Origin of the sequence: Synechococcus elongatus PCC 11801, assembly GCF_003846445.2 — a bacterium.
Lineage (GTDB): Bacteria > Cyanobacteriota > Cyanobacteriia > Synechococcales > Synechococcaceae > Synechococcus > Synechococcus elongatus_A.
Window position 1 is genome coordinate 2,346,550 of sequence record NZ_CP030139.2, and the last position, 23,610, is coordinate 2,370,159.

Sequence of the window (23,610 nt, forward strand, 5' to 3'; positions counted from 1 at the left end):
TACAAATGGGATAACAGAGTCGATGGGGTATTGGGGTTAGTTTTGCTGAAACTGCAGATTTTTTTAGAGTTGGGTAGCTGAGTATAGTTCAGGAATAGCTGGGCTATGTTTGGGAACAGTGAGGTATACCCAAAGATAACCGAGGTCATCTAAAAGAGTGGTTGGGTATAGTTCGAAAGTCGTGAGCCATACCCAAAGATGTGCTGAGTAATCCAAAAGAGTAATTGGTCACTAAACCCGTTGGTGCATCTAATCTTTATGCTGATTTATAAATACTCTGCACACGAATCAAAGAGCTATGCGATCGTGCTAAGGGACATTTAGAAGGCCTCTGTCACTGTGAAGGCAGTTATCCTTGCTGGCGGTCTTGGTACCCGACTGAGTGAAGAAACTTATTTGAAGCCAAAGCCGATGGTAGAAATAGGTGGAAAACCTATTCTCTGGCATATCCTCAAGATTTATAGTCACTTTGGCATTAATGAATTTATTATTTGTTGTGGCTACAAAGGCTATCTAATTAAAGAGTATTTTGCTAATTATTTTCTATACACCAGTGATGTAACTTTTCATATGGACATTGACAATCACATGGAGGTACATCAGCGTAAAAGTGAGCCTTGGAAAGTCACTCTTGTTGATACGGGAGAGCTCAGTCAAACGGGTGGACGATTGGGTCGCGTACAACGCTATCTCAAGAATGAAACTTTTTGCTTTACCTATGGAGATGGGGTTGCTGATGTGGATATTGAAGCTCTAATTTCACATCATTATCGGGGAGGAAAGCAAGCAACATTAACGGCAGTTCAACCTCCAGGCCGTTATGGAGCATTGGGGCTAGATGGTGATACTGTCCTTCAATTCCAAGAGAAGCCAGACGGAGATAATGCTTGGATTAATGGTGGTTTCTTTGTACTAGAGCCAAGTGTTTTAGAACGAATTGAGAATGATAGTACTAGTTGGGAGGCTGAAGTATTGCCATGCTTAGCAGCTGATAATCAATTATCAGCTTACAAGCATAAAGGCTTCTGGCAACCCATGGATACGCTACGAGATCGAACCCGATTGGAAGAACTTTGGGTGAGTGGTCAAGCCCCATGGAAAGTGTGGGAATGATGCTAACTTTCTGGCAAGATCGCCGAGTTTTAGTTACAGGTCACACGGGCTTTAAGGGATCGTGGTTGACGCTGTGGTTGTTGACGTTGGGTGCTGAGGTGTGGGGCTATGCGCTTCCCCCTGATGCCGATGCTTCTCTTTTTATAGAGCTTCAGTTAGAGGCGACGCCAAAGCAGTCGGGCTGGGGCGAACTCCATCACTGCACAGGAGATATCAACGACGCTTCAAGACTCCAAGCTTGCATTGCAGAAGCACAGCCTGAAGTGGTGCTGCATCTTGCAGCTCAGCCACTGGTTCGGCAAAGTTACGTTGATCCACTTGGAACATGGCAAACCAATGTTTTGGGTAGCTTGCAACTGCTAGAAGTAGTGAAGGAACTGCAGCATCCTTGTGCGGTAGTAATGGTGACCACTGACAAGGTCTATGACAATCGGGAGTGGATCTATGGCTATCGAGAGTCGGATCGCTTGGGCGGTCATGATCCCTACAGTGCCAGTAAGGCAGCCATGGAACTAGCTGTAGCTAGCTGGCGGTCAAGCTTTTGTGGATCAGCGGCTCATCAAAATCCTTATTTGGCGATCGCGACTGCCCGAGCAGGCAATGTGATTGGCGGTGGTGATTGGGCAGCTGATCGTCTGGTGCCTGATGCTATGCGGGCTCTATTAGAGGGGCAAGTAATTCCGGTTCGCAATCCCCAAGCCACACGACCTTGGCAGCATGTTTTGGAACCGCTGGGAGGCTATTTGCTCCTTGCTCAACGGCTTTATGAACAGCAACAACAGACGTTGGGTGAACCCAATCACTATGCTCAAGCGTTTAATTTTGGCCCAGCTCTGGAATCGAATCGATCGGTGCAGGAGCTGATTCAAGCAATTCTTGTCCATTGGCCGGGAGAGTGGGTCGATCGCTCGGAGGCAACGGCACCGCATGAGGCCGGGCTATTGCATTTGGTGAGCGATAAGGCGCAGCGTTTACTGAGCTGGCGATCGCGTTGGGATTTTGAGACCACTGTGAAAAGAACTGTTAGCTGGTATCGCCAAGTTGCGCTTGGCCGTTCTAGCTTGGATTGTTGCCTAGAGGACTTGGCAGCTTATGTAATGGCGATGACTGGTCATGTTGCCTAACCAGCACCCCACTCCCATTGCTGGTGTGCTGGAACTGATTAGCCAGCCATTTCGAGATCATCGGGGTGCCTTTCTCAATGCTTTTCGGGCTCAAGAGCCAACATTTGCTGAGGCTTGGGGCAATCGATCGATCGCACAAGTGAATCTCAGCCGAACAGAAGCAGTGGGTGCGATTCGGGGGCTGCATCTACAAGCAGCACCGCACAGTGAAGCCAAGCTAGTCCGCTGTCTGCGGGGGCTGGTTTGGGATGTTGCTGTTGATTTACGGCCTCATTCAGCTACTTATGGCCTGTGGCATGCAGTTGAGCTTTGCCCAGAGCAAGCAAATGCGCTCCTAATTCCTGAGGGCTGTGCCCATGGTTTTCAGGTGCTAGAGCCTAGCAGTGAATTACTCTACTTGCATTCGGGTGCTTGGGTTCCCGAGGCTGAGACAGGGGTTCGTTGGGATGATCCTCAACTTGCGATCGCTTGGCCGTTGCCGGCGTCCGAACTGAGCGATCGTGATCGTTCTTTACCATTGCTTCCTTGACCATGAGTCATTTCTGTCGGCACTGCGGTGCATTGCTCAGTCATGAGGTAATTGATCTCGGGCATCAACCACCGAGCAATGCCTATTTGAGTGTGGAGCAACTACTGCTGCCAGAGATCACCTATCCGCTCAAGGTCTACGTCTGTACAGAGTGTTGGCTGGTTCAGTTGCCGGCTCATGCAGCGGCTGAGGATCTATTCACGGCAGATTATGCTTACTTCTCCAGTACTTCTCAGAGCTGGTGTGCCCATGCTGAACGATTTGTAACAGCGGCGATCGCAAAATTGGGGTTAGGGCCACATAGCCAAGTTGTGGAGCTAGCAAGCAACGATGGCTACCTGTTGCAGTATATGCAGCAGCGAGGAATTCCCTGCCTCGGTATTGAGCCAACCCATGCCACAGCGATAGCAGCTCGGGTCAAGGGAATTGAAACGATTGAGCGTTTTTTTGGGACGGCTCTCGCTCAAGAATTAATTGGTGAGGGAGCCCCAGTCAGCGGCGGGGCGGATTTAGTAGTGGCTAACAATGTGTTGGCGCATGTGCCTGATATCAATGATTTTGTTGCTGGGATTACTCGACTGTTGAAGCCCCAAGGTCGAGCCTCAATCGAGTTTCCACATTTACTGCAACTACTGAAGGGTAATCAATTCGACACGATTTATCACGAGCACTATAGCTATCTGAGTCTACGGGTGGTGCAGCGAATTGCGGAGCAGAGCGGGTTAGTCGTGGTGGATGTCGAAGAACTATCAACGCATGGCGGAAGTCTGCGAGTTTGGATGGCACATCAAGACACTGCGGAATCCAGTGCCACTGTTGCTGAAGTTTTAGCCGCTGAGGTGGCAGGGGGGCTGGAGAAGGTTGCTGCCTATGCTGATTTTCAGCAACGGGCAGAAGCAGCAAAGTATGGCTTGCTGGAGTGGTTGTTGAGGGCTAAAAGACAAGGAAAACGAGTTCTAGGTTATGGGGCTGCGGCTAAGGGCAATACGTTGCTGAATTACGCAGGGATTCAAGCAGATTTATTAGAAGCTGTGGCTGATCGCGCTGTGAGTAAGCAGGGACAATTTTTACCAGGGAGTCATATTCCTGTCATTAGCCCAGAACAAATGGCAGATCTGAAACCGGATGAGCTGCTGGTATTGCCTTGGAATTTAATTGATGAACTGAGACAGCAGTTGTCTGAATATTCATTAGTGACAGCAATTCCTGAATTGAAGCAGTGGAGCTAAAAGTACAATGACAGCTCAGCCCCTTCGTCGAATTCCATACACTAAGCCTTCCATTACTGATCTAGAGGTACAGTATGCAACTGATGCGGCACGCAATGGCTGGGGCGAACACTGCTATGACTACATCATTCGTTTTGAAGAGGCATTCAAAGCACACCTAGGAGTAAAATACGCCATTGCAACGAGTAGTTGCACAGGTGCTCTCCATATGGGTATGCATGCTTTGGGGATTGGGTCTGGAGATGAGGTGATTTTGGCCGATACCAACTGGATTGCCACTGCCGCTCCAATTGTACATTTGGGGGCAAATCCAGTCTTTGTCGACATCCTACCTGATAGTTGGTGTTTAGATCCTGAGCAGGTAGAAGAAGCAATCACGCCAAAAACCAAGGCGATTATAGCTGTACATCTCTACGGTAATCTCTGTGATATGAATGCCTTACTGGCAATTGGTGAACGCCATGGCATTCCAGTCATTGAAGATGCTGCTGAAGCGATTGGCTCGATCTATCACGGACAGCGGGCTGGCAGTATGGGGCGTTTTGGAGCATTCTCTTTTCATGGTACGAAAACGATTACCACAGGTGAAGGGGGAATGTTTGTCACCAATGATCCCGAGCTTTATGAACAAGTGCTGACACTTTCTAATCACGGACGGGCTCGGAATCAAACTAAACAGTTTTGGCCTGACGTTGTGGGTTTTAAGTACAAGATGAGCAATATTCAAGCTGCTATTGGCTGTGCCCAGATAGAAAGAGTTAATGAATTGATAAAAGAGAAGCAAGATATTCTAGAAAGATATAAGAAAAAGTTCAAAGAGTTTCAAATAGGGAATTACTGCTTTAATAAACGAGAGGAGAATTGTGAAATTGGGGCGTGGATGACAAATGTTGTGATTGGGCATCCATCACTAAATTCTATGATTTCAGAATCATTGCAAGAGCATCTGAAGCCGTTAGGTATTGATGTGAGGCCTTTTTTCTATCCACTGTCATCGGTTCAGCCATTTCAACACCTCAAACCTCAAAATCCTACGCAATGGTGGTCTTATAAAATTCCTCCTAGTGCCATAAACTTGCCTTGTGCCCATGGAATTTTAAGCCAAGAAATTGATAGGATTACGTCTTGCATCGCATCAGTCGTGAATTGAAGGTGAGCGACTAATGAATCATTCCTGCATAGTGTGGGGTGCCACTGGTCAAAGCAAGGTCATTTACGATATTCTCCAAGCTGAAAATGTAAGAGTTGTCCACCTTTTTGATAACAATAATCAAACAAAGTCTTTTTCTGTAGAGATTCCACTAGCATTTGGTGTACAAGGGCTTGAGATCTATATCAAGCATCTTGCTCTAAAGTCAATATTCCCTAAAGAAGTTGACTGTATTGCTGCAATTGGGGGTACCCATGGTCGAGCAAGACAAGATATAACAGAAACTATGAAAAGCTTTGGTTTTCAGCCAAGAAGTGTTCAGCACAAAAGTGCAATTGTTAGCTCATTTAGCAAGACCGGCAACAGCACGCAAATTCTAGCTGGTTCAATAATTAGCTTTGGTGCTCAAATAGGAGATTACTCAATAATAAACTCCGGTGCGAATATTGATCATGATTGTATTATTGGAGACCGATGCCATGTTGCTCCTCAAGCTGCGCTAGCTGGCGAAGTCTTACTCGAAAATGATGTTTTTGTTGGGACTAATGCTACTATTTTGCCTAGGATAAAGATAGGTCAAAATTCTGTAGTTGGGGCAGGATCTGTAGTCACAAAAGATGTTCCTTCAAATTCTGTAGTTGTTGGAAACCCCGCAAAAATTTTGAGAAAAATCGAAAGTTGAAAGAGATCCAATGAGTATTTATCAACAGAGAGAACAGACTTTAAGGGATTGCTCATGGTGGCTCACTCGCGCTATCAGCATCCCTGCTGTGTCTGTTAGATGTTGCAGAAGGCTTAGATCCGCGGCAATCCACGCGCAAGGTTGTTGGTGTCGATATTGATATCCGTCCGCATAACCGTGAGGCACTGGATCAGCATCCTCTACGATTCAAGATGGAACTAATTGAAGGCTCCTCAATTGATCCAGAGATTGTCAGTCAAGTACGACGCCATACTGAGAATAGGAAACAAGTCCTAGTTTCTTTGGACTCTAACCATACTCATGAGCATGTCCTTGCTGAACTGAACGCTTATGCAGATCTCATCTCCGTTGGGAGCTACTGCATTGTCTTTGATACCTGTATTGAAGATCTTCCGGTGGGTTCCTTCCCAAATCGCCCTTGGGATGTGGGCAATAACCCCAAGACGGCCGTTCATGTATGGCTGAAATCACATCCTGAATTTGCGATCGATAAAGACATTGATAATAAATTGCTCATTAGCGTAGCTCCAGATGGATATTTAAAAAGAATTAAATGAATAAGTTAGCATATAAATTAATTTTCTTGATAGTCAGCGCAAGTCATTACTATTACCCTCTACAATCTGAATCACTCAGAGAGAAAAACAATGGTTAAATTTTCAATTGTTATTCCCACTCGAGAGCGGCTAGGAACTCTAATCCATACGCTTCCAGCTTGCTTGAGAATTGAGAGAGATGATGTTGAGTTTGTTGTTTGCGATAACTTTAGCCAAGATGGTACGGCAGATTACTTAGAGACTATCAAAGATCCTCGAGTAAGAAAATATCGCACAAATCAAAGACTTTCTATGAAAGACAACTTTGAGCATGGTCTCACCCGTGCTCAAGGTGCATATCTCTGTTTTATAGGAGATGATGATCTAATCATTCCTTATCTTTTCTCACTTATCGAGCAAGAGATAGAAAATAACATAGAAACAGTCTGTTGGAATCGCTGGGTTTATTATTGGCCAGACTCTTACGAATCGCCTAATACATTAATCATCAATGATCATAATTTTAGGGTAGCGTTAAGCTCAAAGAGAGTATTAGATGCTTCCTTACGTTACTTCTTAAATTATCAAAACCTACCCTCTCTCTACAACTCATTTACTCATCGAGAAGTTTTTCAAAGAGTAATTAATTATAACTGTTCAAATTTAAAAACTGAAAATTTTTACCCTCAAGAAGCAATTTCTCCTGATGTATTCTCTGCTTTACAGATTCTGAGGTTTACTAATTCCTTTGTTCACATGGGTCTTCCTTTTACAGTTTCAGGAATATCAAAATCAAGTAATGGTGCAGGAGTTGCGAATAACTCTGAAGAATCACAAAAATTTGTTCAAGAGTTGCAAGTTAAACAACTAAGCGATCTTTTAAACGTAGCATTATTATCACTAAAAGATCAAAAGATGTCGTATCATATTACCAATTTAAGTGATTACATATGTTTTATTTTAAATTACATGTCAGAAGATTTACAAGAAGATATTTTTCTCGACCTAATTACATCAGGATGTAGAACTCTTTTAGAAATAGGGAATATTGATGCTGATGCTGCAATGCGATTGATTACTGATCATGGTATTTCCACATCAATTATCAATAGTAGAATTAACCTGCTTGATCAAGGATTTTATACATTATTTAGAGTGCCAATGTTCAATAGAGTGGTGATTGATGGTGATGAATATGGCTTTAGAAACTCTTTTGATACATCTATATTCTTAGACAATTATTTAGGCTCTTTGCTGTCCTAATAATTATCTAATTTTATAGCCTGCGGTGGCTAAATTTAATATTCTTCCTTGCGAGCCAAAAATACAGCCAGCTATGAAACAATATGAATATTATCTCTTAGGAAATGACGGTTAAATAATGAAGCTGCATATCGGTGGTAAAGAGCAGCATCCAGAATGGAAGATTTTTGATGCTTTGGAGCGGCCAGAGGTTGACTTTGTGGGGAATGCCGCTGACTTGAGCCAGTTCGCGGATAATTCGATCGAGGCAATTTATGCGAGCCATGTGCTGGAGCATTTTCATCATTCACTCGGGAATGAGTTGGTGTCGGTATTACAGGAGTGGCGACGAGTTTTGCAGCCAGAGGGCAAGCTTTATATCAGTGTGCCGGATTTACAGACTCTGAGTTGGCTGTTTTTAAGCCCGATGGCTGGATTTCAGCATCGTTTACAGATTATGCGAATGCTATTTGGGGGACAGGTTGATCAGTATGATGTCCACAAAGTTGGGTTTGATTGCGAGATCTTATTTGCTTATTTACAAGCGGCAGAGTTTTCTGACTACGAGCGAGTCGAGAACTTTGAACTCTTCCAAGATTGTAGTAGTTTAATATTCTTAGGTTATCCAATTAGCCTTAACGTCGTTGCGGTTAAATAAATCCATGAGTACTCAAAGTGATTGCTCAGCAAAGAATTATTACCAGCAAGCGATCGAGCAATGGAAATTGGGAGAGCAGAAGTTAGCACTTCTATTTTTTAAAAAAGCAGTGAGAGCAGAGTCTAATAATGCTCACTACTGGTATGCCCTAGCTGGTACATATCACATACAGAAAAAGTATCGTGCTGCTCGATTTTGTTTTGAACAATCACTCAAATTTAATCCCAGTCAGGATGATATTAAAATTTTTCTATGCGAAATATGTTACTCACTAACAGATCACAAATCTGTTGCTTATTATGCTAGGCAAATAGACTTTAACAAAATTCAAAATCTGGAAATTCTTTATAAAATTGCATGTTCTTTCAAGGAGCTTGGTCAACTAGAGCAAACTGGTAAAATCTGCTCTCAAATTTTATCACTAGATGATGACTTTTGGCAGGCAAAGCTACTTGCTGCTGAGGTACTAAGAATAAAAGGTTACGCAGGAGAAGCAAAAATATTAGTTCTAGAATTGATAGCTCAACAACCTACTATTGGTAAGTTTTGGAATGAACTCGGTATTAACGAAGTTGATCTAGCTCACGAAGAGGAAGCTTTATTCGCATTTTCTAAAGCAGAGCAATACGTATCAGAGCTAGAGAAACTAATTATAGGAAGTAATTATTTATTTGAATTTTCTAGTGGACTTAGAACAGCCAAAGATATTTTAGATGCACATTTACTTTGGACTAAAAAATATTGTAAAGACCAAGATATAAGTTGCCAATCCAGTAACTTCAACTATGTACAATCTAAAGATAAGACAAATATTGCCTATCTCTCAGGTGATTTTAAAACACACTCTGTAAGTTATTTTATCGAAGGAATTTTGAAGAATCATTCACGAGATGAGTTTAACATTATCTTGCTCTCGAATACGCAAGAAGATGAAAAGACAAAAAAGTTCAAAGACTTGGCAGATACTTGGATTGACTTAAAATTAACTGATTCTGAAACAACTACTCAGATTATCAAAGAGCTAAATATTGATATTCTTGTTGAGCTTTCTGGACACACAAATGGAAACAAACTTAATATCCTAAGTCCAAGAGTTGCACCTATTCAAGCTACTTATCTTGGCTACTTTGCTACAACAGGGCTGCCAACAATTGACTACTGGATAACTGACGAAATCGTTCACCCTATTCATACTTCAGAGCTGGCTACAGAAACTATTATTCGACTGCCTCGGTGCTATCTAGCTTACACTCCACCGACTAACTCTCCAACTGCTGCACTGCCGCCAGCTATTAACAATGGATACGTTACCTTTGGATCATTTGTTGCAAGTCGAAAAATCAGCGATTATTCAATCCTACTCTGGTCTTCTATTTTGAATGAAATTCCGAATAGTCAGCTTTTAATAAAGAATCGAAGTTGTCTTAGCGCATTATATCGCTCTGAGTTAATAGAAAAGTTTTCACTCTGTGGAATTAGTTCTCAGCGAATTAACTTTAATGAGGCTAAGTTGAACTTAGAGGATCATCTTGCAATGTATAACAAGATTGATATCGCTCTTGATACCTATCCGGCCAGTGGCTGCACAACCACCGCCGAAGCGCTCTGGATGGGTGTCCCTGTCCTGACTCGCCTTGGCGATTTAATGGTCAGCCGTAATAGTGCTTCTTTGCTCCATGCCCTGAATCTTCAAGACTGGATTGCAGAAACCGATGAAGAATACATTGAGAAAGGAGTCCAGTTTGCTCAATCAATCGATCAGCTTGCCCTGTTAAGACAAGGCATGCGAGAGCGATTTATGCAGTCTGAACTTTATGACTCTCAGGATCTCACCCGACATCTAGAAGACTTTTATCTAAAAGCCTTGCAAGAGAAGCTAAGCGGTAATAGAGAAGTCAGATTGTAATGTGACGAATAATTACATCTGTCATTTTTTGGATCTGGATTTCCCAAGACATTGTTTGGTGAATAGCCGCAGAGTGACCTAAGGCTTTAGTTTTCTGGTCTTGGTAGTTTTGATAGACCTTTTCTAACCATGCCACGATTTCATCTGGGTCAGATTGTCCCCAGCCTTCCGTGCCGACATAGGGCTGGTGAGGTTTGACAGGATCTTGAGTTTCTAGAGCATCAATCCCAAATAAATGGATGAGGTCTAGATGACCTGTGTTTTTAGAGAGCAAGGTTGGGATTCCACAAGCGATCGCTTCCATTGCTACTAAGTTGGTTCCACCCTCTGCCCGATTTGGGAAAATGGCAGCATGGGCTTCTCGGAGGACATAGGGCATTTGAAGATTGGGTGTAAAGCCCAAGCAGTAAAAAGAATCCTCTGGCAAGCCATTCTCGATCAGCCATTGACTAATGTTAGATCTAAGATCACCTTCTGTATTGGGTAAGCCTTGTACATAGCCAGCATGTTGAAGGCCATTCATATACTGAGGTAAAGCAGTGCTCCAATTACAGAGCAATAAAGCGTCTGGATGCTGTTGATGGAAGCGTTTAAATGCTTCAATGACAATATCCTGCCCTTTGCGGTACTCTAGTTTGCCACCTGAAAAGATGATAAAGCGATCGCCAAAATAACTGGTTGCTTGGCTCGGCTGAAAAAGTGCAGGGTCTACACCTTGGGGAATGGCGTAGGCATTACCTTGATAATGTGCAGCGACTAGGTCATTACACCATGTTGATCCAGAGATAATCACAGGGAAGCGCTTTGCTCTCTGCTTGCCTGTGGGTGTTACATAGGTATCTTCCATGAAGATTAAGCCAGCCCTTTGTTCAAGGGGAAATTCATACTCTCTAGACTGAAAATCATTCATCATTGCTTGCAAGACCAGCAACTTCTGATCAAGTCCCCGATCAAGTCGCTTTAATACATCATCATCACTCTCAGGATCGAAAACAGGTAGCTCTAAAACTTGTGGATCAACTAATGGGTGAAGATCCTGCAAATTTAAGTAAGGGCTTTTAAGGCAAATAGGAAACCATGACTGCCTTTGGTGACGAAGCTGAAGGATAAAATTAGTTCCAAAAACTCCCCAGCCCGTATAAGTTGAAATTAGCCAATCAAACGCGATCGCTCTTGCTTTCTTTTGATTGCAGTTGTCTATAACTGTCTCTAGACCAGAAGCCTGTTGGATATCTTTTTGAGAAGTTTTTTGATCTGTTTTCAGAGGAACAATAAAATGCTTGACAGAATCTTCAGTCAATTGAGTCTTATTCAGTATGAGATTGATTTTGGCTAGTCTCAGATGACTTTCAAGCTGCAAGTCATCTAAATTACTGGTTTCTAAACTTGCAGCTTCTGTGAGTGGGCTTTGGAACTTGCGAAGTTGTCGGTCTAAACTATTGCCCGGATAGCGAAGATACTGTGTTGTCTCGACATCCACTTGAAGTCCATTGCAGAAGCGATATAGACAATCTCTTAGTGCAACATCTTCTGTACATCTGAGCCGTTGATAGACCAACTGAGTAGGAAATCCCTCAACAAACTGAAAGACTGATCTTCTAACCACTAGATTAATTAGTAGAGAATCTGTGATTCGTTGATGCCACTCTGTCAGGATATCTTCATCTACCTTGACCCCTAAGCTAACAAAGCCATAGGGCGGACGACCATTGATGTTCCGGATGTACTGGGTAATCTCTTGATCGAGTGAAATGCCCGCATATTCCAGCAGTCGATCTAAAATTTGAGGCTGGTCGAGTGAAATTTCTAAGGCCAGAATACCCAAAAGAACATGCTTCTCTAAGAAGAGATCATCCCCATCGCAGAAAAAAAGAATTTCACCTTGGCTGAAATTAACGCCAGTATTGCGCGCAATACCAGCCCCTCGATTGAAGCGATGACAAACAAGCTGGCAATGAGTTTTGTTGCTGATATAACTCTGGACGACAGTAACTGTGTCATCCGTCGAAGCATCATCAACAATGACAACTTCTACGTCATATAAGCTGGAAAAAGGCAGGCTCTCCTGAAAAAATTGGATCGATGCCTCAACACTCTGTAACGTTCGCTCAATCTTAGAAGCGCAATTATAGGTGGGGACAATGACAGCCAGCGACCGAGCGGAAGGTTGCCACTGTTGCGGAAAGTGCTGCAAACAATCGACCAGTTGAGTCGCCAGGGGCTCAGGAATACGCTGCAAATCGGTATTCTGCTTTACTGCCTGCAGGCAAGATTGATGGTACTTGAGTAATGCACCCAGCAATCCTGTCCGGCAATCTGCTCCGTGGCAAGCAATCTCCTCAATATCAATGCCATTTTCGCTAGCAGCCCAAGCCGCTTCAATCAGTGCGGTATTAACCTGTTCTTCCTCAGCCCCTGCCGTATCCAACAAAAGACCAGCTGCTTCCTCAGTGGCTTGTTGCAGTGCTGCACTGATTTGCAGAACTGCTTTTTGATCTGGGGAAGCCCAATGCGGACGGAGCCAAAGAAGAGCCATGCGGGAATTTTCAGAGCCTGAAATAAAAGTCTGCTGTACGGGTAAGTTACTTCAAGAACAGCTATCTTGCTGAGGATCTCCTGAATGTCTGATTCCCTCCGTCTCCGTTACCTGCAATATCTCGCTCAGCGCAAAGAAGAAAACGGTGAAGATAACAAAGGTTTCACCCTTGTTGAATTGCTAGTCGTCATCATTATCGTTGGCATTTTGGCAGCAGTTGCTCTGCCGAACCTGTTAGCTCAAACAGATAAAGCCTATGCCTCTGAAGGCAAATCAGCAGTCGGTGCCGCTCTCCGTACTCTGAGTGCAGCAACACTAGATCCCAACTACGTCACAAACGCATCTTGCACTCAGCTTGGTATTGGTAGTAGTGCAGGTAACTTTAACTTAACATGTGGCAATGCTAGCCAGGTAACAGCTGCTGGAAGTGGCAAAGCAGCGAGTATTAACGTAACTGGCACGATTGGGACGGATGGCAAGTTTACTGTCATTGCAACCAAGGGTAGTGCAACTCTGTAGGTAGCTATCTAGTAATCACTAAGTGTGGTTCATTTAACCTCCTCACAGTAGATGTCTGTGAGGAGGTTTTTATTGTCAAATATCAAAAATCATTGATGTGCAGATTTTTGAAAATTCAATAAAAATTACTATTTCTTTGCTTAGAGTATAGGCTTAAATCTAAAGTTAAGAAAACTTTGACAAGAGGGTTGTACGCAGTTCACATAAACTAGATTAAGGAAGGATCTTTTGAGAGGATAATTTAAGATGTCTGACTCTCTCCGTCTACGTTATCTGCAATATCTTGCTCAGCGCAAAGAAGAACAAGGGGAAGACGAAAAGGGTTTCACCCTGGTCGAGTTGCTGGTCGTCATTATTATCGTTGGTATTTTGGCAGCAGTTGCACTACCGAATCTGCTGGCCCAAACGGATAAAGCTTATGCCTCTGAAGGTAAATCGGCGGTGGGTGCTGCTCTCCGAACCCTCAGTGCGGCAACACTAGATCCCAACTACGTCACAAACGCATCTTGTACTCAGCTTGGTATTGGTAGTAGTGCAGGTAACTTTGACCTAACATGTGGCAATGCTAGCCAGGTAACAGCTGCTGGAAGTGGCAAAGCAGCGAGTATTAACGTAACTGGCACGATTGGGACGGATGGCAAGTTTACTGTCATTGCAACCAAGGGTAGTGCAACTCTCTAACAGAGTAACCAATAATGATCCTAAGGACCTTGGGATATTTCCAAGGTCCTAAGATATGGTAGGCAGATGGACAAAGTGACAAGACCCTACGGAAGAGTACCAAGATACTCCTAAGTCTTGCTGCCATCGCCAATCTGTTGGGTAAGCAAGAAGAACTTTTGTAGGTATCTTCATTGCTCCTGCCAAATGCACGATCGCCGTATCAACCGTCACCAATAAATCCAGTTCCATCAGCACTTGAGCCGTCGCCGCGAAATCGACTAAGCGATCGCTCCAATCCATAACCCCCTCCGGCAACACCCCCTCATACCCCAACTGCAGACTCACCACCTCTAGATCTGGCCTCTGCACAACTTCTTGCACTGCTTCCAACATTGCCGCTAGCGAACAACTGCGCCGATCTGCCGTCGCACTTTTCTGTACCCCTGCCCGCCGACCTGCCTGCCAGACAATCCCGACTCGAAACTTGCGGTTCGCTTCCTCTTGAGGTGGTGGCAACGGACAAGGCAACCAACCTGCACTGTAGGGAATCTCCTGCAAGCTTGGCCACACCAACCGAGGCAACGACAACAGCGGCACCTGAAAATCAAACACTTGCTCTGTGACCTGCGCCGCAATCACCTCAATTCCCAAACTGGCGAGCGGCTCTGCAAACAATGGCACCAACACCGCATCCGTTTGAAACTGAATCCGAGCCTGTGGATAGCGATCGCGCAGCACCCACAAATAACGACTGAACTGAATCTGATCGCCATAGCCCTGCTCTCCCCACACCAACAGCGATCGCGATCCCAGTTCTTCTCCTTGCCAACGCGGTTGCGGATAATAAGCCGCCAATACCGCTAAACTTGGCTCTGCTGCAAACCGCGCCTCATAGGCCTCCCAGCCATCAGCCTTTCCCTGCCGCAATAATATTTCTGCGATCGCCAGTTGCGCATTCGCCCGCTCTGGAGCCTGTGCCAACACCTGTTGATACAGCACCAACGCCTCGTCATAGACAGCCGACAGATTGAGCGTATCGGCCTGGAGCTGAATGCGATCGACGTTCTCCGGTTGTTCTGTCAGCAATGCTGTGCTAATCCCTAGCGCTTCCGGTAGGCGATCGCAGTGACGTAACGCCAAACAAAGATTAGTAGAGAGCTTCGGCTGCAACGGAAACAGTTCAAGTCCCTGTCGATAAGTTGCGATCGCTGCTTCCCATTGCCCCAACTGCGTTTGCGCCACTCCTAACAAGTTGTAATACTCTGCTCGTTCTTCCTCCGGTACCTTCACAGAATCTAATAGTGCTAGCGCTGTCTCTGGCTGCTGCGCCGTTAAAACTAGCCGTACTTGCTCCAAAACACAGGCAGGCGATCGGGGTAACGTCGCCAGACAAGTTTCCGCTGCGACTAAGTCCTCAGAGAGTCGGTACTGCTGCGCCCGATCGAGCAACACGGCCTCAATCTCAACTTCTGGCGTAGGGTCATCACCCGATCGCTGATCCAGAATCAGCAATAGCGTATTGACCTGCTGCGCCAGAGAGTAAAAGTATTGCTGATAGACCTGCTGCGATCGCTGCTGCATTGCTTGCCATTGCTCAGTGGAAATCACTTGCAGCTTCTGCGGCAACTCTAAACATTGCTCCTCAGCCACCTGCAGCGAAAACTTAGACCAATCCAGCAACTCCGAAAAGGGCAACACCCAGTCATCAGCTAAAACGACTGGAACCGCACCCGCCGCCATTACCTCCAGTAGCCGATAGGAAAAAACATCATGGCCTCGCGGTGCTGCTGAAAAGCGCGATCGAGCCATTAACTCCGTATAAATTTGTTGCTCAGCACTCAATCCTTGAGGAGCATCGGCATAATTCAACGCCCCCCAATAGCTTTGCTGAATCAACTCAACCTCAATCTCTGGCGGCTGATGAAGCAGTTGCAATTGCTCTCGCACTGAATGACTATTGGCTCCCCGAAAGCTCAGTAAAGTCGATCGCTCTCGGGTTGGATAACACTGCCGATCGAGTAGCGGCATCGCCGGAAAACTAATATCAATCCCAGCGCGATAATTCTCAGTTGTATGGCAATGACTGACCACCAACACATCCGGTAGCGCCTGCATGATCGCCGGCCATTTTGCCAACGGATTCATATTGATCAACACTAAGGGCTTCCCGTAGCCACTGACCGGATGCTCGAAGAGATACTCTAAAATTTCCTCATCCGTCGGAAAGCGATCGCCCTTTAAGATTGCTTTGGTCTGCGCCCCGTAGTAAGGCCAGTTCGTTTCTAGGGCAAAATCTGCATCTAGAAAAATATAATCAGCCTGCCCTAAATCCTCAGCCCGCGCTGGATGGTACTTGAGAACCGTAAAAAAGCGATCGTGCCAAACAGTCCGGAATGACCAATTCTCAGCCTCAGCTAGATAAAAGGTAGCCATGACGAAATCAAGCCTGCGTTAAGAACAGGCACTGATCGCGTTCTAATTCGGCTAAGAAATTCCAAACCAACTCAGCTACTGCCTCTAATTCCCAGGGCTTACCCGTTGCATAATCCAACGGTTGCAACTGCTGGAACCGCTGCACCAAATCCTTCACCAGTAGCGATCGCTCAAACAACGGTCGAATCAACGCCCCAAACAGCGGCTCATAGGTCAGCATCCCCAAAAACTCACCATGCAACGCCCGCGCCAAACTAAAGCGCTCCCGCAGCTTCAACTTCTCCTGGAGCTGCTTTTCAATCCCTGGTTGTGCCAACTGCGGATGCAACTGCACCGTCAGCCCCAAGCGCTGCTCCAATGGCCACTCCTCCCAATCATCTGCCGATCGCAACGGCTGCGGACTACACCAAAAATCAAATAGACGATTAACCGGATGCAACAGGTCATACAGATAAGCCTGATCCAGTAAACTTGCCTCCTGTATTCCCAACGCCCAAAACGCCGGAATCTGGTCGCGATCGCCAAACAACTCATTCAGTCGCCACAGTGGTGCTTGCACCATTCCTAAAAACTCAAGTCCTGCAGCTTCTAGGTATTGTCGAAGGTCTGGGATGCCATAGCCTTTATCTGCTTGCAACAGCAAATTTGCCAATAGCCACTGCTCTAGCTCGTCCTGCTTCTCTTCCTTCTGTAGCTGCAGCGGCATATTCCAAACCGCCGCCCGACTCAAAATCCCCGGTTGCAGCGCATTCATCAACTCCGTCGCCGCTTCCATTTCCGCTGCTTCTGGATTGCCATCCAAAAAGCCCAAAAACTTGAATAGTTCCTGTAAGCGGTAATGAGCAATCCGTTGATTCTTGGAATGTAAATTGGTGCGAATAATGCCATCAGGCTTCAGCACAGCTTTCATTTGTCCCAGAGCTGCCGCCGGATCATCAAAGAAATAGAGCAGCTCATCACAATTGATATAGTCAAACGCCAGCCCTAGCTGACCAATTTCATCCAGCCCTAGGGCATAGAACTTGACTGCTGGAAACCCCTGAAACTTCAGTCGTTCCTGTGCCAACTCCACCGACTTAGGCGACAGGTCGACTCCAACAATGGTGGCTCCCGGATTGGCTAGCGCCAACATCAACGTCTTAAAGCCGCTGCCACAACCCACATCTAAAATGCAGGCTCCCTCTGTGGATCTCAGCTTGCGATCGCGCCGATAAAATGCTGAACGAATATCATGAATCGCTAGCGCCCCGTAGTTTTCCTTGGGTGTTGCCTCCAACGGCACTCGCGGATAGGGCCCATAGTCAAACTGAGCGCGAATCCGTTCCAAAGCCTCAGGCGACAGCGAAGACATAGCGTCCCAAGCAACAGCGATCGTATTTTGGCAGCCTACCCCGCTGAAGTCAGCCTGTTATCAAGCAGCCTAGCAGTCATTCATAGCCTGATTGCCTAAAACCTGTCAGCCATGCTCGTCTAGAGACACCACAAAGGCCCTTAGGCCTGCTCAGGTTGCTAGGTTTTGCTGGAGCTGCATAGAAAAATAGGAATAGCGATCGCGGCAGAACGACTCAGCTGCTCAGTAAGGATGCAGTCTAGTAGGGTCTGAGTCCAAATCCCGTTGCAGCTGCTCAAAGACCGATCGCCAATCCCCCGCGATCGCCTGCCGATAGAGTCGCATAGAGTCATACCAAGGGGTTGTCGTTCCTGTTTGTCTCCAGCGCCAATCCGCAACCTTCGGCAACAGCACCCAAACCGGAACACCCAAAGCACCAGCCAAATGCGCGATCGCGGTGTCCACCGTGATCAGGAGATCTAGCTGACTGAGTAAAGCGGCTGTATCTACAAAGGAGTGGATTTGATCGGAGAGGTCACAATCTGTCCAATCCGGATTCTGTTGTAGTGCCTGACTTGCAGAGCCAAGTTGTAAACTCCAAAACTGACAATCCTCCAGCTTCAATCGCAACTGGAGAAAATACTCAAGCGGCACACTTTTATCGGCTTGTCGCCATTGAAAACGACGATCGCTTGTCTCACCAGCCTGCCAAACAAAACCAACTTGAAGCAGATGAGGATTTGCCTTCAATTTGCTGCCACCAAATTGAGGCGATCGCGGCAGATAACCCTGAGCGAGTGGAATCGTTTCAGCTGTTGCCCCAAGTCGTTCAGGCAATGACAACAGGGGCAGATGAAAGTCGTAGGCCGGTTCAACCTCAAAAGTGAATTGAGTGGCGACTTGTAGATTGGTGATCGCGAGTTGTTGAAAGAGTGCTGCTAATGGCTCACTAACCAGCAGCAATAAAGGTGTTTCGGGCCAGCGAGCGCGCAAGACGGATAGGTAGCGCACAAACTGAATCTGATCGCCGTAACCTTGTTCACCCCAAATCAATAGTGTTTTATCAGTCAGGTCTTCGCCTTGCCAGAGCGGACGACCAAAACTGGGCAATCGATCGCGTAACTCTGGAAACACCAATAGCCGACTTTCATACTCTGGCCAACCCTGCGACCAATCCCCCAGTCCTAATCGCAACTTACTGCGCAGGAACTGTGCCTCAGCCATCGTTGGATCAAGCTGCAAAGCGCGATCGCAACTCGTTAAAGCTTTTGGCCAGTCCCCCAAACTCTGTAAGGCCACAGCTCGGTGATGCCAGAGGTCTGTTGTTTGTTCTACAGCCTGATCAAGCAGAGCGATCGCTTCCGCATATCGGCCTTGCTCATTGAGGACAGCCGCCCAAGCTGCGATCGCCTGAGGGCAACCGGGCTGGGATTCCAACGCTGCTTGATAGGCTGCGATCGCTTCCTCCACTTGCCCAGCCGCCGCTAGCCAATCTCCCCAGCGGCGCAAAATCGCAGAGTTCTCTGGCTCCTGCCAAGCGGCTAGTTCGATTAGTTGCAGCGCTGTTGACCAGTCTTGCTGACTCGCGGCTTGTTCAGCCCACTGCTGCAACTGCGTTACAGATGCGGTTTCAAGATCACCAAGAGCAAGCTCTATCAATTGCGATCGCGATTCTTTCAACCTTTTCATCTTGGCGGATGCCAGTGAAGGTTCAAGGGCGTAGCCAATTGCGATCGAGCAGGGTGGTTCCAGGAAACGCGATCGGATTACCCGCATTTACTAGTCGTCGTTGCAGGGCTTCAAGTTGCGGTTCTTGGCGAGGCAGTTCATCCACCAATTCAGCTGGAGTGATTTGCTGTTGCAGCACAAAATCCGCCACAGTCCCGGCTGCTACCCCCGCTGACCACTCAAAGCTATGGACGCGGTAGGCTGCTGCCACGCTGTAACTAAAAGCGATCGCTTTGCCAGTGACGAGCAGATTATCGACTCGCTGCGGAATCATGGCTCGCAGGGGAATTTGGCCGGGATAAGCCAAGCCTTGCGGTAGCCGAACGCCAGCCCGCTCCGTATTGCCAGGTTTTTCGGGCGGCGACTCGGTCAGGCAAGGATGAAAGTCGAGCGCGTACTGCGTAATGCCCACGGAGTCAGGGAAAAGGCGCGGCCGAGGCACAATCGGTAGATCCGTCGCTGCGTTGCCTTGCAAAAACGCTTCTCGCGCCAGCCGCTGCCGCAAGGCCTCATAGTCTTGGGGCGACAGGGTCTCTTGATAGATCGGATCCGCATAGTCGGGGCGGGCAATATCCGTTTCAACCAAGGAAAATCCCTGGGGATAGGTCGAAGACGAACGACCAATAAGCCGCCGGCCCTCGCGGATGTAGGGATATTTGGAGAGCCCATGCGCCGTGCCCATCGGCTGCTCAATGCCTTGTAAGAGTCGATAGAAAGGAAAGGGCTGTTTGACGTTCGGCCCTAATTGAGAGTCGGTATTGCCCTGGGACAGCCAATAGAAAAAGGAGAGGGCATGTTCTTCGCCCCGCTGAAGGGTTTCGGTGCGCAGACCGCCTAGCCAGCCACCCGGTTCCAGTTGGCCACTGGCCCGCAATTGCTCGGCGCTGAGGATGAGATTATCGGCAGCAGTCCCTGGTCGATAGTCATTGCCCCACGTCCAGTTCTGCATGGACCAATCACCGGGCTGCGGAATGGTGACATTGCGTCCGGGCTGCAGTTGAGGCGATCGCGGTTGGGGTGCCCAAATCCGGCGATAGGTAAAGAGAGTATCAGGGTTAGCAAAACGCGACAGTTCATAACTGAAGTAAGGCGCGTAGCGATCGTAGAAAGGTGGGCGATCGGGTTGATAGGATGCTGGCGTTTGCTCCATGGCAAACGTGTAGGTAAAGCCTTGAGTGCAGTAAGAGTCAGGCTGAGTCACAGGCGAGGAAGGATTCCCCGGCGATCGCGGATCGAGGCCCAGGCGATAAGGGACATCGGCTAGCGGCAACAGTTCTCCTGTTTCGGTGGCTTCAATCACGATCCAGCGCTGTGGCTGACCAGCAGGTGGTTGCAGTTGCAGAACGTTTTTCTGAAGCAAAGCGGAGTCTTCGGGCCGATAGGCATCCTCAATCCAAGCGGAGAGGGGCAGCGTGTTGAGGGGTGCACCGATCGCAGGCCGATGCTGAATCGCCGTCACTGACTCAATCCAGCGGCGATCGCGATCAAAATTCAGTGCTTTAACGACGGTATTCGGGAGCCAATGTAGCTTGCCTTGCCCACGTTGCTCTGCCTCGCGCAGTTGCGCTTCCAGGAGTTGCGCCGCATCACGGGGCAAAAAGCAAATCTGGCTAACCCAACAATCACCAGGATTCTCACGCCCATAGAACTGACGCAGGCGATCGCGAAAGCGTTGGTAGCCTTGGGGATAAACCTGCAATGTCTGCTGCAGACCCGCTTCATCCAGGGCTGAGGTGCCCTGCGAGGAGACTTGTCCACCCAGCCAATCAGTGATTTCGGTCAGACAAACCGTGCGCCCAGCCAACAGCCCCGCTTCGGCAGCAGCTACCCCAGACAGTCCACCGCCCACGACTAAAATTTCACAGGTAAGTGTGGACTGCGTAGCGGCATTAGCGATCGCGGCAGAACCCAGACTCACTGCAAGTCCAATACTGCTGATCCAGAGCCTGATTGGCCGACCCATGCCTGCACTCTCCTGCCACCAAACCGCCTCGATTCTGCCACTGCAGCGGCAAAACTGGCTGCTGGGTGCGATCGCGGTTCTCTTCCTCTGGCTTGGACCTTGGATGATGCCTCAAGCGATCGCCGCACCTTGTCGCACGATCGCGGGCGATCGCATTTGCATCGAACAGATCACGCGCAGTGCCAAAAATTACTGGGAATATCGTCTGACGCTGAGCCGCAATGGCCAACGGCAAGCACCAGCAATCTACAACTGCCGCGATCGCTACTGGCAACAAGCCGGTCAGAGTCAGGCGTTTGCTGAGGATGGTATTGGGGATTGGCTTTGTCGCACCCTCTCAGCTCGAAGCTCGGAAGGCAAGAAGGTATGATGGTGAATTGCATGCAATCGAAAGTCTCCGGAGCCGTTCATGTCTCGCGTCTGTCAATTGACCGGCAAAAAGGCCAATAACGCCTACGCCATCTCCCACTCGCACCGTCGCACCAAGCGCCTGCAAAACGTCAACTTGCAAGAAAAACGCATTTGGTGGCCGGAAGGAAACCGCTTCGTCAAGCTGCGGTTGTCGACCAAAGCGATCAAAACCCTGCAAAAGAAAGGCCTCAGCGCCTACGCTCGCGAGCTGGGAATCGACCTCAAGCGTCTGTAAGCTTGGCCAGATATCTGGCAGCCTTTGTAGCCCGCTGTTCTGAAGAGAACGACGGGCTTTTTAGTAGCCTCTGGTGGACTCAGATAGTTCAAGACGGCAAAGAGCACTACTTTTCTCTCGTCCTCGAGCTTCTACGCCGACTGCCGGATCAAGAGAGGCTGCCTTGCAAATATCAGGAGCGCCACCAGCAGTAGAGCAGCGCCGCCGAGAGTTGCAAGACGACGGTTGGAACGCCGTAGGGCAACCAGTCGCGGAAGTGAATGGGCGTATCGTGCTGGCGAGCAATCCCAGCGCCGACTAGGTTGGCTGAAGCACCAATCAATGTGGCATTGCCACCCAAGGTCCCGCCAAACATCAGGGCAAAGAAAAGCGGATAAGCCTGAGGAGCGATCGCATCACCGGCGATTGTCAGGCCAGCCGTTTGGCAGTAGCTAACCATGATGGGCGTCAAGGCAGCCACTAGCGGAATGTTGGGGATGAACGCTGAGAGCACGCCTGTTAACAACAAGAGCAACAGACTGCCCTGCAACACATTGGTGCCAATCAAGGTGGTCAACCCTTGAGCGATCGCGGCCATCGCACCACTGCTTTGTAGCCCGCCAATCAGGACGAACACACCCATGAAGTAGACCAAGGTTGACCAGTCGATCGCGGCAAAGAGGCGATCGACACTGATCAGGCGACTTTGATGGCAGATGGCTAGCGCTGCGGTGGCACCCGCCAGAGCTGTTGCGTCGGGACTGAGGGGAACAGGCAAGCGCTCACCGGTCGTAAATAACACCAGCATCAGACAGGTCACCACCAACAGCATCTTCATGGCTTGGCGATGGTGAGGGCGGGGTGGCGTCAAGTCTGGCACTGTGAAGCGTGCTGTCCAAATCTTGCGGTAGAGCCAAGGCAGTGTTGGCAACAGGACGACTAGACTCAGCAATCCTCCCAGACTCAACTGCGATAGATACTGACTAAAGGTGAAGCCCACGCCTGTTGCCACAATATAAGTGGCGGGATCGCCGACTAAGGTCAACAGACCAGCACTATTGGCTGTCAGCACCAGCAGGATGAGGAGGGGCCGCGGGTCCAGTTTCAGCTCTTTGGCCAGGGGGGGTAAGAGCGGTGCCAGTAGCATCACAGTGGTGGCGTTGGGCAAGACCGCACAGATCGGGCTGGTCAGCAGCATGATCCCTAACAGCAATCGCCGACCATCTCCCCGCGAGGCCAAGACGACTCGGTGAGCCAAGCCGTTAAACGCGCCAGTCGCTTCAAGGGCTTGCACGAGAACCATCATCCCGAAGAGAAGTGCGAGTGTGCCGTGTGCTTTGGCAATACTGGCGACTGCTTCAGGCATGGTCAGCTGGCCCGTGATGACCAACAGCATCGCGCCAACCAACGCGACGACGGTCAGATCGGTCAGCTCCAAGGCGGCCGCGATAATCACAGCCAAAAAGATCGCGATCGCCACAATTGCAGCAAGGCTCATTGCAGAACCACCAAGAAGACGAGGACAGTATGAGCTACGACAAGCCTTTGCCGCTGTCAAGACAAGTGGCTAACTTTCTTGCTAAAGCAGCTGGTTTTTAAGAAATGATGGCGATCAGAAACTAG

Annotated in this window: 20 protein-coding genes; 14 read left to right on the plus strand and 6 right to left on the minus strand. The window is 47.9% G+C overall.

Features of this window, described 5'->3' with window-relative positions:
* Positions 1-339: 339 nt before the first annotated feature.
* The 10 genes from rfbF to DOP62_RS11805 all read left to right on the plus strand — a co-directional run bounded on the left by rfbF (position 340) and on the right by DOP62_RS11805 (position 10,190).
* Positions 340-1,113 (plus strand): glucose-1-phosphate cytidylyltransferase, encoded by a 774-nt coding sequence (rfbF, locus tag DOP62_RS11760; protein WP_208675009.1) that lies wholly within the window; start codon positions 340-342, stop codon positions 1,111-1,113.
* Positions 1,110-2,237 (plus strand): CDP-glucose 4,6-dehydratase, encoded by a 1,128-nt coding sequence (gene rfbG, locus DOP62_RS11765; RefSeq protein WP_208675011.1) that lies wholly within the window; start codon positions 1,110-1,112, stop codon positions 2,235-2,237. The genes rfbF and rfbG overlap by 4 nt, the downstream gene beginning before the upstream one ends.
* Positions 2,227-2,766 (plus strand): dTDP-4-dehydrorhamnose 3,5-epimerase family protein, encoded by a 540-nt coding sequence (locus DOP62_RS11770; protein WP_208675013.1) that lies wholly within the window; start codon positions 2,227-2,229, stop codon positions 2,764-2,766. The genes rfbG and DOP62_RS11770 overlap by 11 nt, the downstream gene beginning before the upstream one ends.
* A 2-nt stretch (positions 2,767-2,768) precedes the next feature.
* Complete coding sequence (locus DOP62_RS11775) at positions 2,769-3,995, plus strand: class I SAM-dependent methyltransferase (RefSeq protein ID WP_208675015.1); 1,227 nt, start codon at positions 2,769-2,771, stop codon at positions 3,993-3,995.
* 7 nt (positions 3,996-4,002) lie between these two features.
* Positions 4,003-5,145: a DegT/DnrJ/EryC1/StrS family aminotransferase gene (locus DOP62_RS11780; protein WP_208675017.1), complete on the plus strand. Its 1,143-nt coding sequence runs from the start codon at positions 4,003-4,005 to the stop codon at positions 5,143-5,145.
* Positions 5,146-5,158: 13 nt separating this feature from the next.
* Positions 5,159-5,827 carry an acetyltransferase gene (locus DOP62_RS11785; RefSeq protein ID WP_222610262.1) on the plus strand — a complete coding sequence of 223 codons (669 nt, stop codon included), beginning with the start codon at positions 5,159-5,161 and terminating at the stop codon, positions 5,825-5,827.
* Between the two features lie 47 nt (positions 5,828-5,874).
* Positions 5,875-6,405, plus strand: coding sequence for a cephalosporin hydroxylase family protein (locus DOP62_RS11790; RefSeq protein WP_261790101.1), 531 nt, complete (start codon positions 5,875-5,877; stop codon positions 6,403-6,405).
* Between the two features lie 90 nt (positions 6,406-6,495).
* Complete coding sequence (locus DOP62_RS11795; protein ID WP_208675020.1) at positions 6,496-7,647, plus strand: glycosyltransferase family 2 protein; 1,152 nt, start codon at positions 6,496-6,498, stop codon at positions 7,645-7,647.
* A gap of 118 nt (positions 7,648-7,765) precedes the next feature.
* The gene (locus DOP62_RS11800) at positions 7,766-8,284 is read left to right on the plus strand and encodes a class I SAM-dependent methyltransferase (RefSeq protein ID WP_208675021.1); all 519 of its coding nucleotides are present in this window, start codon (positions 7,766-7,768) and stop codon (positions 8,282-8,284) included.
* Between the two features lie 4 nt (positions 8,285-8,288).
* A complete protein-coding gene (locus DOP62_RS11805; RefSeq protein ID WP_208675022.1) occupies positions 8,289-10,190 on the plus strand; it encodes an O-linked N-acetylglucosamine transferase, SPINDLY family protein in 1,902 nt (633 codons plus the stop codon).
* Here the strand turns inward: DOP62_RS11805 and DOP62_RS11810 are convergent.
* Positions 10,180-12,726, minus strand: a complete 2,547-nt coding sequence (locus DOP62_RS11810) for a glycosyltransferase (RefSeq protein WP_208675023.1) — start codon at positions 12,724-12,726, stop codon at positions 10,180-10,182. The two genes, DOP62_RS11805 and DOP62_RS11810, sit on opposite strands and share 11 nt — an antisense overlap.
* A gap of 84 nt (positions 12,727-12,810) precedes the next feature.
* Here DOP62_RS11810 and DOP62_RS11815 point away from each other — a divergent pair, with 84 nt between their 5' ends.
* Both DOP62_RS11815 and DOP62_RS11820 read left to right on the plus strand, forming a co-directional pair.
* Positions 12,811-13,245, plus strand: coding sequence for a type IV pilin protein (locus DOP62_RS11815; protein ID WP_261789942.1), 435 nt, complete (start codon positions 12,811-12,813; stop codon positions 13,243-13,245).
* Positions 13,246-13,491: 246 nt separating this feature from the next.
* On the plus strand, positions 13,492-13,926 hold the full coding sequence (locus DOP62_RS11820) for a type IV pilin protein (protein ID WP_370538804.1): 435 nt from the start codon (positions 13,492-13,494) through the stop codon (positions 13,924-13,926).
* A 48-nt stretch (positions 13,927-13,974) separates the two neighbouring features.
* On the opposite strand, the gene DOP62_RS11825 is transcribed toward DOP62_RS11820, so the two are convergent.
* The 4 genes from DOP62_RS11825 to DOP62_RS11840 all read right to left on the minus strand — a co-directional run bounded on the left by DOP62_RS11825 (position 13,975) and on the right by DOP62_RS11840 (position 21,362).
* The gene (locus DOP62_RS11825; RefSeq protein ID WP_208674599.1) at positions 13,975-16,341 is read right to left on the minus strand and encodes an exostosin domain-containing protein; all 2,367 of its coding nucleotides are present in this window, start codon (positions 16,339-16,341) and stop codon (positions 13,975-13,977) included.
* A gap of 7 nt (positions 16,342-16,348) precedes the next feature.
* Positions 16,349-17,692: a methyltransferase domain-containing protein gene (locus DOP62_RS11830; protein ID WP_208674597.1), complete on the minus strand. Its 1,344-nt coding sequence runs from the start codon at positions 17,690-17,692 to the stop codon at positions 16,349-16,351.
* 222 nt (positions 17,693-17,914) lie between these two features.
* Positions 17,915-19,360, minus strand: coding sequence for a tetratricopeptide repeat protein (locus DOP62_RS11835; RefSeq protein WP_208674595.1), 1,446 nt, complete (start codon positions 19,358-19,360; stop codon positions 17,915-17,917).
* Between the two features lie 22 nt (positions 19,361-19,382).
* Positions 19,383-21,362 (minus strand): FAD-dependent oxidoreductase, encoded by a 1,980-nt coding sequence (locus tag DOP62_RS11840; protein ID WP_208674593.1) that lies wholly within the window; start codon positions 21,360-21,362, stop codon positions 19,383-19,385.
* On the opposite strand from DOP62_RS11840, the gene DOP62_RS11845 reads away from it, so the two are divergent.
* Complete coding sequence (locus tag DOP62_RS11845) at positions 21,361-21,732, plus strand: hypothetical protein (protein ID WP_208674592.1); 372 nt, start codon at positions 21,361-21,363, stop codon at positions 21,730-21,732. The genes DOP62_RS11840 and DOP62_RS11845 overlap by 2 nt on opposite strands.
* Positions 21,733-21,771: 39 nt before the next feature.
* Positions 21,772-22,008 carry a 50S ribosomal protein L28 gene (gene rpmB / locus DOP62_RS11850; protein ID WP_011243767.1) on the plus strand — a complete coding sequence of 79 codons (237 nt, stop codon included), beginning with the start codon at positions 21,772-21,774 and terminating at the stop codon, positions 22,006-22,008.
* A gap of 172 nt (positions 22,009-22,180) precedes the next feature.
* On the opposite strand, the gene DOP62_RS11855 is transcribed toward rpmB, so the two are convergent.
* Positions 22,181-23,485, minus strand: a complete 1,305-nt coding sequence (locus DOP62_RS11855) for an SLC13 family permease (protein ID WP_208674589.1) — start codon at positions 23,483-23,485, stop codon at positions 22,181-22,183.
* Between the last annotated feature and the right edge of the window lie 125 nt (positions 23,486-23,610).

Coding starts and splice junctions, on each gene's coding strand:
- rfbG (WP_208675011.1), top strand. CDS start 1,110: ATGATGCTAACTTTCTGGCAAGATCGCCGAGTTTTAGTTACAGGTCAC.
- DOP62_RS11770 (WP_208675013.1), top strand. CDS start 2,227: ATGTTGCCTAACCAGCACCCCACTCCCATTGCTGGTGTGCTGGAACTG.
- DOP62_RS11775 (WP_208675015.1), top strand. CDS start 2,769: ATGAGTCATTTCTGTCGGCACTGCGGTGCATTGCTCAGTCATGAGGTA.
- DOP62_RS11780 (WP_208675017.1), top strand. CDS start 4,003: ATGACAGCTCAGCCCCTTCGTCGAATTCCATACACTAAGCCTTCCATT.
- DOP62_RS11785 (WP_222610262.1), top strand. CDS start 5,159: ATGAATCATTCCTGCATAGTGTGGGGTGCCACTGGTCAAAGCAAGGTC.
- DOP62_RS11795 (WP_208675020.1), top strand. CDS start 6,496: ATGGTTAAATTTTCAATTGTTATTCCCACTCGAGAGCGGCTAGGAACT.
- DOP62_RS11800 (WP_208675021.1), top strand. CDS start 7,766: ATGAAGCTGCATATCGGTGGTAAAGAGCAGCATCCAGAATGGAAGATT.
- DOP62_RS11805 (WP_208675022.1), top strand. CDS start 8,289: ATGAGTACTCAAAGTGATTGCTCAGCAAAGAATTATTACCAGCAAGCG.
- DOP62_RS11810 (WP_208675023.1), bottom strand. CDS start 12,726: ATGGCTCTTCTTTGGCTCCGTCCGCATTGGGCTTCCCCAGATCAAAAA.
- DOP62_RS11815 (WP_261789942.1), top strand. CDS start 12,811: ATGTCTGATTCCCTCCGTCTCCGTTACCTGCAATATCTCGCTCAGCGC.
- DOP62_RS11820 (WP_370538804.1), top strand. CDS start 13,492: ATGTCTGACTCTCTCCGTCTACGTTATCTGCAATATCTTGCTCAGCGC.
- DOP62_RS11825 (WP_208674599.1), bottom strand. CDS start 16,341: ATGGCTACCTTTTATCTAGCTGAGGCTGAGAATTGGTCATTCCGGACT.
- DOP62_RS11830 (WP_208674597.1), bottom strand. CDS start 17,692: ATGTCTTCGCTGTCGCCTGAGGCTTTGGAACGGATTCGCGCTCAGTTT.
- DOP62_RS11835 (WP_208674595.1), bottom strand. CDS start 19,360: ATGAAAAGGTTGAAAGAATCGCGATCGCAATTGATAGAGCTTGCTCTT.
- DOP62_RS11845 (WP_208674592.1), top strand. CDS start 21,361: ATGCCTGCACTCTCCTGCCACCAAACCGCCTCGATTCTGCCACTGCAG.
- DOP62_RS11840 (WP_208674593.1), bottom strand. CDS start 21,362: ATGGGTCGGCCAATCAGGCTCTGGATCAGCAGTATTGGACTTGCAGTG.
- rpmB (WP_011243767.1), top strand. CDS start 21,772: ATGTCTCGCGTCTGTCAATTGACCGGCAAAAAGGCCAATAACGCCTAC.
- DOP62_RS11855 (WP_208674589.1), bottom strand. CDS start 23,485: ATGAGCCTTGCTGCAATTGTGGCGATCGCGATCTTTTTGGCTGTGATT.